Source organism: Streptomyces albus subsp. chlorinus (assembly GCF_013302895.1).
Classification (GTDB): Bacteria; Actinomycetota; Actinomycetes; order Streptomycetales; family Streptomycetaceae; genus Streptomyces; species Streptomyces chlorinus.
Genome location: NZ_VJOK01000001.1, coordinates 4,658,251 through 4,668,128, shown reverse-complemented (window position 1 = coordinate 4,668,128; position 9,878 = coordinate 4,658,251). Strand labels below are relative to the sequence as shown.

Here is a 9,878-nt window from a genome sequence, read left to right as displayed (position 1 = left end):
GCCCGCGAGGACCGACCGGGACCGCCCGGCATCCCCCGCCACCGCAGCGCGCCGCCCGGCCTCGCCCCATCCGGCCTCGAACCGTCCGGCGGCGCACCGGCCGACGAAGCCGCACCAGACCGCGCACCGGCCTGCCGCACGCCGCCCGCCCGAGAAGGGCGCGAGGCGGCGGGCGGCACAGGCGGTCGCGTTCGCGCACCGCACGCTGGGCAGACCGTACGTGTGGGACGGTACGTGGCCGTCCGGTTACCACTGCTCCTGGCCGGCGCAGGCCGCTGCTCCGGGCTGACGCCCGCATGGAAGGCAGCGGGCGTCTCGCTGCCCCGTACGAGCTGCAGCCGGATCCACGCAGCCGCACCCGGGGACGTCGGTGCGGTGGCGCCGATCGCCAGGATGCCGTTCGCCGGTGCGGTCCGCCCCGGCTGAGCCCACGGGAGGGGGGACGGAACGGCCCCGGGGTGAGGGCCTCACGTCAACCGCGCCGCAGGCGGCGCTCACTCACAGGTGCACACCGTGGACGCGCCGACCGGCCTCTCTCCACCGGGATCGCCCCGTACGGACCTGGACACCCGAACCGGCACCGCCCCGCATGAGGCACAATCCCCTTCCATCCGAAGGTAGTTGAGAGGCGGGGTGGCACAGTGGCCGTGGACACGGCGCAGGACGGCGCGAAGGGCCCGGACGACGAGGACGGGCCGACCGGCGGCGCCCCCCGCTCACGCCCGCGCGACACGGGCGCGGGCCACCGCGCCCCCGGTTCCCCTTCCGATCCCGGGGCTCCTACCGGCCCCGGTCCCCGTACCGATGCCGGCACCCGTACCGATGCCCGTTCTCGTACTGATGCCGGCACCCGTATCGATGCCGGTTCTCGTACTGATGCCGGCACCCGAACCAGTAGCGAATCCCGAACCGATGCCGACTCCCGGACCAGTGCCGGCCCCCGGACCAGTGGCGAATCCCGGACCAGTGGCGGCCCCCGGACCAGTGGCGGTTCCCGTACAGGTGCCGGTGCCTCCGCCGCAGGTGGCGGTGCCTCCGTCCGCAACAGCCCGCGCGGCGCGGGCGCGGGCGCGGACACGGGCGCGAGTACAGGGAGCCGGTCCGGTCAGGGTCCTGCGGAGGGGCGGGGTTCCGGCGGGGCCGGGGGTGGTCGGGTGCCCGGGGCGCGGGCGGGGTCCCCGTCCGCCGGGTACGGTGCCCGGCGTACCGCCGACTCCGCTTCCGCCGGGCGCGGCTCCCCGCGCCCGGAGCCCACGCGGCCCCCGGCCCCCGCCCCGACCCGGAACCCGGACCCGGCCCCGTCCGCTCCCGCCACCACTTCCCCGGCCTCTCCTCCATCACCGCCCCGCGGCTCCACCTCCACCTCTTCCTCCGCCCCCGCTCCCCCCTCCGTGCCCGCCTCCGAGGGCTCGTCCTCCCGGTCTTCCTTCTCCTCCCCGCCCTCCTTCTCCTCCCCGCGCTCCGCCGCTACCTCGTCTTCCTCCTCCGCTCCCGCTTCCTCTTCCGGTTCGTCCGGCGGCCATTCCGCTCCGTGCGCGTGCGACAGCTGCCCGCACAGTGCGCGTGAGGGGTACCGCAAGGCGCTGGCCGCTTTCGGCCGGCGGCGGGACGAGTTGGCGGCGGGCGAGGGTGTTCCGGTGGGGCTGGCGCACTCGGCGGGGGCCTCCCGGCAGTGGGTGTCGGACGAGTTGACGCGGGCGGCGCGCGAGGTCGCCGAGCGGGGGCGCGAGGAGGGTGACGCGTGGCTGGCGCGGCTGTGGCGGCGCACCGTGGTGGCCGTCTGGGCAGCCGTCGGCGTGCTGGTGCTGGTCCAGTTGCTGACCGCGCTCGGCGGTGGCTGGTCGGTGGGCCGGACGGCCGGGCTGGTGGCGGGGCTCGTCTCGGCCGGGCTGCTGACCGCCGCGGCCTGGCTGCACCGGAGGCGCGGGGGCGTGCTGGCACCGGTCATCGGTGAGGACAACCGGCTGTCCACCTCACGGGCGGTGGCGGCGGCGTGGGTGCTGTTGTCGGTGTTCGCCGTCCTCGTCCTGGCGGTCGAACTGGCCGCCGCCTCCGGGGCCGGGGAGCGCCGCGCGCTGCTGGCGGGGCTGGATCTCGAGCGTGGCGCCGGAGTGGTGACCGTCCTCGCCCTCACGTGTGCGGTCGCCGTCGTGGTGCGCCGGACGGTGACCGTGCGGGTGCAGGGCAGGCGGTTGCAGAAGGTGCGTGCCGACCGTCCGCGCGCGGCGGACCTCCTCACGGACGACGCGGGCCGCGGGTCGTTCTCCGACGTCCAGTACGTGCTGATCAGCGCGGTCGCCGTGGTCTTCGCCGCCGTCCGGCTGGCCCGCCAGCCCGACCGGCTGCCCGACCTGCCCTGGGGGCTGGCGCTGCTGGTGATCGTCTCGGCGGCGACGTATCTGGCGGGGAAGTACGCCGAGGGCGGGCGGCCCGTCGTCCTGTCGGTCGTCCGGGCGCGGGAGATGGGCGACCTGCACGCGCCCATCCGCACCGGTGACGACATCGAGATCCGCGGTGCCGGTTTCGTCCCGCCCGGTGCGACCGCTCCCGACCGCCTGGCCCGTATGGTCGTCCGGATCGGGGCGGTTCATGTCCACGCACCGCTGATCCCCGTGCGCGGCGGCTTCACCAGCCCCGCGGACACCGCTTTGACGGTGCCGGTTCCCGTCGAGGTGGAGCCGGGGCGGGTGGAGGTGCAGGTGGTCACCGCGGCGGGTGTGGAGACGAACCGCTACCCGATCGACGTGGTGGAGTGAGGGGCCGCGCTCAGCCCGTGCCGGTGCCGGTGCCGGTCTCCTCGTACCGCGCCAGGTAGGAGGCGATCGCCGTCCGGTTGCGCCGGAGGCCGTCGATGCGCGCGTCCAGAGCCGTCAACTCCCCCTCCAGTGTGGCCCGCACCTCGTCGCACCAGTTGAAGCCCACTCCCTCGCCGCGGACGCACGGCAGGAGCGAGCGGATCACGTCGGTGGTCAGGCCCGCGTCCAGCAGGGTGCGGATCCGCCGCACCGTCTCCACCGCTTCGGGGGCGTAGTGGCGGTAGCCGTTGGGCCCGCGCCGGGTCTCCAGCAGGCCCTGTTCCTCGTAGTACCGCAGCAGTCGCGGGCTGACCCCGGTGCGCCGGGCCAGCTCCCCGATCAGCATGGTTCCTTCCCCCCGCATGTCGCCCGGCCCTCCCGCCTTGACCTTCTCACCGGTGGCAAGCCCTAACGTCGCCGCGTCGGCGCGCATCCGCGGACCGCGGCCGCCGTCGTGTCCGGCGGCCCGTCCAAGGAGCGTCCAAGGAACGCCCAAGGCACGCCCACAGGGGACGTCCACAAAGACCAAGGTACAGACATGCCCACTTTTGTTGCTCAGTACAACGGCCGGGCGGCGACCGCCGAGGAGCTGACGCCGCTCGCCTTCGCGGGGTACGCCCACTTCACCGCCGCGCAGGTGCGTGGCGGACGGATTCGCGGCCTCGACCTCCACCTGGAGCGGTTGCGGGCGGCGTCGGTGGAGCTGTTCGGCCGGGCACTGCCCGAGGAGCGGGTGCGGTCGCTGCTGCGGTCGGCCCTGGCGGCCGGTCCCGCTGACCTCTCCCTGACGGCGACGGTCTTCTCCCGGGCGGGCGAGTTCACCGCCGCGCACGAGGGGGAGCCCGACATGCTGGTGCGGACCGGCCCTCCCGCCTCCGGCCCGCGGGAACCGCTGGCGCTGGCGGCCGTTCCCCACGAGCGGATGCTGCCGGCCGTGAAACATGTCGGGGAGGTCGCGAAGACCTACTTCCTGCGCCAGGCTGTCGCCCAGCGGTTCGACGACGCCGCGTTCGTGGACCGCGCCGGGCGGCTCAGCGAGGCGACGATCTGGAACCTCGCGTTCTGGGACGGCACCGCCGTGGTGTGGCCCCGCGCCGAGCTGCTGACGGGAACGACGATGGCCGTCGTCCGCCGTCGGCTGGAGGAGTTCGGCGTCCCGCAGCGCGACGAGGAGATCCGGCTCGCCGATCTTCCCGGACTGGCGGGGGCCGTGGTCATGAACTCGTGGACCCCCGGGGCGCCGGTGCACCGGATCGGCACCGCGTCCCTGCCCGCGGCACCGGACTTCGTCGAGCTGCTGCACCGCGCGTACAAGGCGGAACCACTCATCGTTCCGTGAGAGCCCGCCGGGCCGCGGGGTGCCGGGGGGCGGGTTGCGTGGAGCACCGGTGCGGGGCGGCAACTGTCGCACGCACTTGCCAAGCCCACCGCCCGCAGGGGAAGAATCGCCCCCGCACACCGAACGCGTCTGCGGAAGGCGGGAGCGACCTGATGTCAGTGACGGGGCCGACGAGCGGCGGTGGCGGGGGCGACTCGACGACGGTCAACGCGTTTCCCGGACCGGTCGCGGGGGCGCCGGTCGGAGTGCGGGAGCACGCCTCGCGGTACGCGCTGCTGCCGCTGCGGCTCTTTCTCGGGGTGACGTTCCTGTACGCGGGCATCGACAAACTCTCCGCGCCCGCCTTTCTCAACGGGAGCGGCCCCGGCTCGTTCGCCGGGACGCTGGAGGCCGCCCGGGACTCGGCCGCGGCCACCTGGCTGGTGGAACTGGCACAGCACAGTCCGGAGGGGTTCGGTACGGCGATCGCCGCCGGGGAGATCGCCATCGGACTCGGCACACTGTGCGGGCTGTGGGCACGGGTCGCGGCGGCCGGCGGGGCCCTGCTGTCGCTCTGCCTGTGGCTGACCGTCAGCTGGGCGAGCGAGCCCTACTACTACGGCAACGATCTGCCGTATCTGATGGCCTGGCTCCCCCTGGTGCTGGCCGGGGCGCCGCTGTTCTCGCTGGACGCGCTGCTGGCGGCGCGGCGGCGGCGCAGGGGCCGGCGGATCTTCGGCTGAGGGGCTGAGGGAGCGCGCCCTCCGACGCCGGGCGGGAGGGGGGCGGATCCACCGGTTGGGGGTGGAGCCGGCTAGGAGCCCCGCTCCCTCAGTTCCCTGCGCCGTGCCACCGAGCGCCGTATCAGGAACGTCAGCAGCGCCGTCAGGCCGGCCAGGACCAGGGCGAGGGGCAGGACGGCGGGCAGCACCCAGAAGGGGATCTCCAGTTCGCCCGCCGCGTCCAGCAGGTAGAGGACCGCCATGGTGATCATGGAGAGTCCGAGCAGCAGCCGGGAGGGCTCGAAGCGGTGCCTCATCGTGGTGCTCCCTCCTGGGACGCGCCGCCCGGAGAGGGGTCGCCGGGCGTGGAGAAGCGGTCGGAGCGCTCGCCCGAGGGCAGTTCGCGGACGATCTCGACGCGGCCGATGCCCGCGCTCAGTGCCACCTCGACGGTGCCGTTGGCTCTGGCGCCGTCGAAGGGCCGCAGGGTGAGGCGGCGGTGGGTGTCCATGCCGCCCGAGCCGTCGAAGACGACCTCGCCGTCGCCGTCGAGGGCCCGGGGGAACTGCGTCTCGCCCAGGCCGACGTCCGCGGTCACCTTGACGAGGGCGTCGTCGGGGACGACCACCTTGATCTCCCCGGCGCCGACCCGTATCCGGGTGCGCACCGTCTGGCCGGCCTTCGGTCCCGCTCCGCGCAGGTCGAGTTCGCCCGAGCCGGTGCCGACGGAGTAGCGCGGCTGGACGTCCGCCGCGGCGGCCGGGACCCAGCGGGTGTCGCGGACGTGTGCCGAGACGTCCCGCGGCAGCGCCGCCGCGCCCGCCAGCAGGCCGGCCGTCAGGACGACGCACACCAGGGTGCCGTAGCCCGTGCGGCCGACGAAGGAGCTGACGGCCAGGCCGAGGCCGAAGACCGCGAGGGCGCAGCTCAGCCCGATGGTGAGGCTGGTGGCCGGCGGATGGTCGAGGTGCCAGAAGACGGCGGCGGAGATGCCGCCGGCCAGCACCGCCAGCAGGAAGACCAGTCCGCCGAGTGAGCCGCCGGCTCCCGCGCCCTGCCGCGCGGGCGGCCCGCCTCGCGCCATGCCGCCGGCGAGGGGCCGGCCGGCCGGTGCGGCCGGGCTCTCGTGGGCACCGGGCGGCGCGGCGTACGGGAGGGCCTCGTGCGGGCCCCACAGATAGCCGGTGGCGGCACCCGCCCGGCTCCAGGGGCTGCCGCCCCACGGCCCGGCGGACTTGGTGGCGCCCGCTTCCTTGGTGAGCGGCTCCCGCCACCAGGAGGCGGGGACCGGGACGGGTGGCGCCTGGGTCTCGGGGGGCGCGTCGGCCACCGCGTGCGCCGTGGCCGGGTCGAGCTGCGCTCCTTCAGCGCTCGCGGCCTCGGCCTGCCGCCGGTGCTGCGACCAGTAGGCCGCGCCGGCCACGGCGCCGATCAGCAGGAGGGAGAAGGGAACGCTGCGGGTGCCGAGCGAGGCGAGGAAGAGGCCGCAGCCGACGAGCGCGACCAGGATCGCGGACAGCGAGGCGCCCTCCACCCGGCCGGACAGCAGCCGCCGGCCCTCGTTCTGGCTCTCCCCCTCGGCGGGGATCAGCAGCCAGGCGAACCCGTAGAAGATGAGGCCCAGTCCGCCGATGACGGAGAGCACGACCAGTGGCACCCGGAAGATCACCGGGTCCAGGTCGAAGTACCGCCCCATGCCCCCGCACACACCCCCGGCCGCCTTGTGGGTACGGCTGCGGCGCAGCTTGCCCCGCGGGCCCGCCGGGGGCGGATTGTGCGGTCCCCAGGAGGGGGCGGCGCCGCGCCCGGTGCGCCCCCCGCCCTCGGTGTGCCCCGCGTACCCGCCGTCCTCGGTGTGCCCGGTGCGCCCGCCGCCCCCGGCGCTCCCGATGTGCCCACCGTCCCCGGCGCTCCCGGTGCGCCCGCCGCCACCGCCCTCCGCACCGCCACCGCCCTCCGCGGCGCCCCCGGTGTCCGCCGCACCCCGGGGGTGCCCGGTCGCCGCGTGCTGCTCCTCCTCGCTCATACGCCTATGGTCGCGCCCCGTGTGCGGGGCGGCATCGGGGCCCTACCCGGATCGATCCCTGAGATCCGCGGCCCGGTTCCGGGTCCGCCTCGGGGACGCCTCAGGGGGCGACCCTGATGTCCCACCGGCCCCGCCATGTGACGATCGGAGCATGACACCGCCCGCCTCCCCGTCCGTGGACGCGCCACCACAGGGGCGCGCGGCCACGGAGCCGCCCGCCGACGAGCCACCCCAGCGCAAGCTCTACCGCAGCGCCGAGGGCCGGATGCTGGGCGGGGTGGCGCGCGGGCTGGCGGGCCATCTGGGGCTGCCGGTCTCCTGGGTGCGGATCGTCTTCATCGCGCTCACCCTGGCCAACGGCCTGGGGGCGCTGCTGTACGCGGCGTTCTGGTTCGTGGTGCCGCTGGGCACCGGAGGGGTCGGCGCCGGGCACCGGGGCGCGGCCGGGCTGACCGAGGCGGTCACCGACCGGGACGGGCTGCGCCGCCTCCTCCTCCGCAAGCCGGACAAGGGCCAGATCATCGCGGTCCTGGCGCTGATCGCGGCGGTCTTCGTGACGGCGGACAACCTCCAGTTCGGCGCGGCCAACACCTATCTGTGGCCGGTCGTCCTCATCGGCCTCGGCGTCGCCCTGGTGTGGCGTCAGGCGGACAACTCGCGCCGGGCCCACTGGGTGGCGGTGGGGCGGCGCGCCCGGCTGCTGCCGATCGCGCGCAGCGCGGCGGGCGTGGTGCTGGTGGCGGTCGGGGTGACCGGCATCGTGGTCGTGCAGGGTTCCGTCCGGCACCTGGGCTCGGTGCTCCAGGCGGCGCTCGCGGTGCTGGTGGGCATCGCGCTGATGGCGGGCCCCTATCTCGTGCGGATGATGCAGGACCTGTCCGAGGAACGGCTGATGCGCATCCGCGCCCAGGAGCGGGCCGAGGTGGCGGCGCACGTCCACGACTCCGTGCTGCACACCCTCACCCTCATCCAGCGCAACGCCGACAAGCCGCGCGAGGTGGCCCGGCTGGCCCGCGCGCAGGAGCGGGAGCTGCGCGCCTGGCTCTACAAGCCGGCCGACGCCGCCGGGCGGACGGCGGCCGAGGAGGAGAACGAGCCGCGGACCCTCGCCGAGGCGGTGAAGGCCACGGCCGCCGAGGTGGAGGACCACCACGGGGTGCCCGTCGAGGTGGTCTGCGTCGGCGACTGCTCCCTGGACGAGGCGCTGGGCGCCCAGTTGCAGGCGGCGCGCGAGGCGATGGTGAACGCCGCCAAGTACGGTGGCGAGGGCGGCGCCGTGCAGGTCTTCGCCGAGGTGGAGGGGCGTACCGTCTTCCTCTCCGTACGGGACAGGGGGCCGGGTTTCGATCCGGACGCCGTCCCGGAGGACAGGATGGGCGTACGCGAGTCCATCATCGGCCGGATGCGGCGCAACGGCGGCACGGCGCGGCTGCGCACCGCACCGGGTGAGGGGACCGAGGTCGAGCTGGAGATGGAGAGGGCGGCGGAGTCGTGACGGACGGGACCGACGAGACGGGCCGGGCGGGCGGACAGCAGGGCGGCGGTGAGGCGGCGGACGGGCGCCGGGTGCGGGTGGTCCTGGTGGACGACCACCGGATGTTCCGCGCGGGCGTGCAGGCGGAGATCGGCCGCACCGACGAGACCGGCGTGGACGTGGTCGGTGAGGCGGGCGACGTCGACCAGGCGCTGACGGTCATCGGGGCGACCCGCCCGGATGTCGTGCTGCTCGACGTCCACCTGCCGGGCGGGGGCGGTGTGGAGGTGCTGCGCCGCAGCGCGCCGCTGATGGCCGACCCCGAGCGGCCGGTGCGGTTCCTGGCGCTGTCGGTCTCCGACGCCGCCGAGGACGTCATCGGCGTCATCCGCGGCGGCGCGCGCGGGTACGTCACCAAGACCATCACGGGTGATGACCTGGTGGGCGCCATCTTCCGCGTCGCGGACGGCGACGCGGTCTTCTCCCCGCGGCTGGCGGGCTTCGTCCTGGACGCCTTCGCCTCCTCCGACGCCCCGCCGGTCGACGAGGACCTCGACCGCCTCACCCAGCGCGAGCGCGAGGTACTGCGGCTGATCGCGCGCGGCTACGCCTACAAGGAGGTCGCCAAGCAGCTGTTCATCTCCGTCAAGACGGTGGAGTCCCACGTCTCCGCGGTGCTGCGGAAGTTGCAGCTGTCCAACCGCCACGAGCTGACGCGGTGGGCGACGGCGCGCCGGCTGGTGTGAGGACGCGGGCCCCTCGCGAGGTGGCGGCCGGGGCCGAGAACCCGGATGAGGGCGTTCGCCTCGCGGGACCGGGCCGGGGACGGCTCGCGGAGACCGCCCCCGGTCACGGCCGCACGCAGGTCCAGCCGCGGGCGCGGAGGACGGGCAGGTAGCGGTCGACGGCCTCGACCGTCTGGTGGCGGGGGCCGCCGCCGTCGTGCTGGAGGACGATGGCGCCCGGTGCCGCCTGGTCGGTGACCGTGCGCACGATGCCGGCGGTGCCGGGGCGGCGCCAGTCCGCGGTGTCCAGGGACCAGCCCATGGGTTCCATGCCCAGCTCGGAGCAGATCTCCAGCGAGGTCCCGTGCCAGTCGCCGTAGGGCGCGCGGCACCAGTGCGGGGAGAAGCCCACCACCTGGTCGATCAGCTCGCTGGTGCGGCCCAGTTCACTGCGGATGGCGCCGGGCCGCATCCGGGTGAGCTGGTGGTGGCTGTAGGTGTGGTTGCCCAGCGCGTGGCCGTCCGCCACGATCTCGTGCAGCAACTCGGGGTAGACGGCGATGTTCTCGCCGACGACGAAGAAGGTGGCCTGTACGCCGTGGCGGCGCAGTACCTCCAGCAGCGCGGGGGTGTGCTCGGGATGCGGTCCGTCGTCGAAGGTCAGCGCGATGACCCGCTCGCCGCCCGTCGCCGGGAGGGTCGTCTCGGCGTGGGTGCGCACGGGCGGGTGCGCCGTGGGGGTGCCCATGGACGTCTCCCCGGCCAGGGGCCGCAGCCGGTAGCTCTCCCGGGGGGCGCGGCGCGGGTATTGGGCACCG

General features: G+C 75.2%; 9 protein-coding genes. 5 read left to right on the top strand and 4 right to left on the bottom strand.

Translation table 11 applies throughout. The features are described 5' to 3' along the window. Nucleotides 1-1,583: 1,583 nt before the first annotated feature. A complete protein-coding gene (locus FM076_RS20470; protein ID WP_173874883.1) occupies nucleotides 1,584-2,756 on the top strand; it encodes a hypothetical protein in 1,173 nt (390 codons plus the stop codon). Between the two features lie 10 nt (nucleotides 2,757-2,766). Here the strand turns inward: FM076_RS20470 and FM076_RS20465 are convergent, their stop codons facing one another. Continuing rightward, nucleotides 2,767-3,141, bottom strand: coding sequence for a MerR family transcriptional regulator (locus tag FM076_RS20465; RefSeq protein ID WP_173872433.1), 375 nt, complete (start codon nucleotides 3,139-3,141; stop codon nucleotides 2,767-2,769). Between the two features lie 192 nt (nucleotides 3,142-3,333). Here FM076_RS20465 and FM076_RS20460 point away from each other — a divergent pair, with 192 nt between their 5' ends. Then, nucleotides 3,334-4,134: an aminotransferase class IV family protein gene (locus FM076_RS20460; protein WP_173872432.1), complete on the top strand. Its 801-nt coding sequence runs from the start codon at nucleotides 3,334-3,336 to the stop codon at nucleotides 4,132-4,134. 152 nt (nucleotides 4,135-4,286) lie between these two features. Continuing rightward, entirely contained in the window at nucleotides 4,287-4,856 is a 570-nt protein-coding gene (locus tag FM076_RS20455; protein WP_173872431.1) for a DoxX family protein, read from the top strand. 71 nt (nucleotides 4,857-4,927) lie between these two features. Here the strand turns inward: FM076_RS20455 and FM076_RS20450 are convergent, their stop codons facing one another. Both FM076_RS20450 and FM076_RS20445 read right to left on the bottom strand, forming a co-directional pair. After that, a complete protein-coding gene (locus tag FM076_RS20450) occupies nucleotides 4,928-5,152 on the bottom strand; it encodes a hypothetical protein (RefSeq protein WP_173872430.1) in 225 nt (74 codons plus the stop codon). Continuing rightward, the gene (locus FM076_RS20445) at nucleotides 5,149-6,861 is read right to left on the bottom strand and encodes a PspC domain-containing protein (protein WP_173872429.1); all 1,713 of its coding nucleotides are present in this window, start codon (nucleotides 6,859-6,861) and stop codon (nucleotides 5,149-5,151) included. Before FM076_RS20445 ends, FM076_RS20450 begins: the two co-directional genes overlap by 4 nt. A 151-nt stretch (nucleotides 6,862-7,012) precedes the next feature. Here FM076_RS20445 and FM076_RS20440 point away from each other — a divergent pair, with 151 nt between their 5' ends. Both FM076_RS20440 and FM076_RS20435 read left to right on the top strand, forming a co-directional pair. After that, nucleotides 7,013-8,356: an ATP-binding protein gene (locus tag FM076_RS20440; RefSeq protein ID WP_173872428.1), complete on the top strand. Its 1,344-nt coding sequence runs from the start codon at nucleotides 7,013-7,015 to the stop codon at nucleotides 8,354-8,356. Next, nucleotides 8,353-9,081, top strand: coding sequence for a LuxR C-terminal-related transcriptional regulator (locus FM076_RS20435; RefSeq protein ID WP_173872427.1), 729 nt, complete (start codon nucleotides 8,353-8,355; stop codon nucleotides 9,079-9,081). The genes FM076_RS20440 and FM076_RS20435 overlap by 4 nt, the downstream gene beginning before the upstream one ends. Nucleotides 9,082-9,184: 103 nt before the next feature. On the opposite strand, the gene FM076_RS20430 is transcribed toward FM076_RS20435, so the two are convergent. Beyond that, nucleotides 9,185-9,878 (bottom strand): polysaccharide deacetylase family protein (locus FM076_RS20430; RefSeq protein WP_173872426.1); only part of this gene is annotated, 694 nt, incomplete at its 5' end.

Coding starts and splice junctions, on each gene's coding strand:
- FM076_RS20445 (WP_173872429.1), bottom strand. CDS start 6,861: ATGAGCGAGGAGGAGCAGCACGCGGCGACCGGGCACCCCCGGGGTGCG.
- FM076_RS20455 (WP_173872431.1), top strand. CDS start 4,287: ATGTCAGTGACGGGGCCGACGAGCGGCGGTGGCGGGGGCGACTCGACG.
- FM076_RS20460 (WP_173872432.1), top strand. CDS start 3,334: ATGCCCACTTTTGTTGCTCAGTACAACGGCCGGGCGGCGACCGCCGAG.
- FM076_RS20450 (WP_173872430.1), bottom strand. CDS start 5,152: ATGAGGCACCGCTTCGAGCCCTCCCGGCTGCTGCTCGGACTCTCCATG.
- FM076_RS20465 (WP_173872433.1), bottom strand. CDS start 3,141: ATGCTGATCGGGGAGCTGGCCCGGCGCACCGGGGTCAGCCCGCGACTG.
- FM076_RS20440 (WP_173872428.1), top strand. CDS start 7,013: ATGACACCGCCCGCCTCCCCGTCCGTGGACGCGCCACCACAGGGGCGC.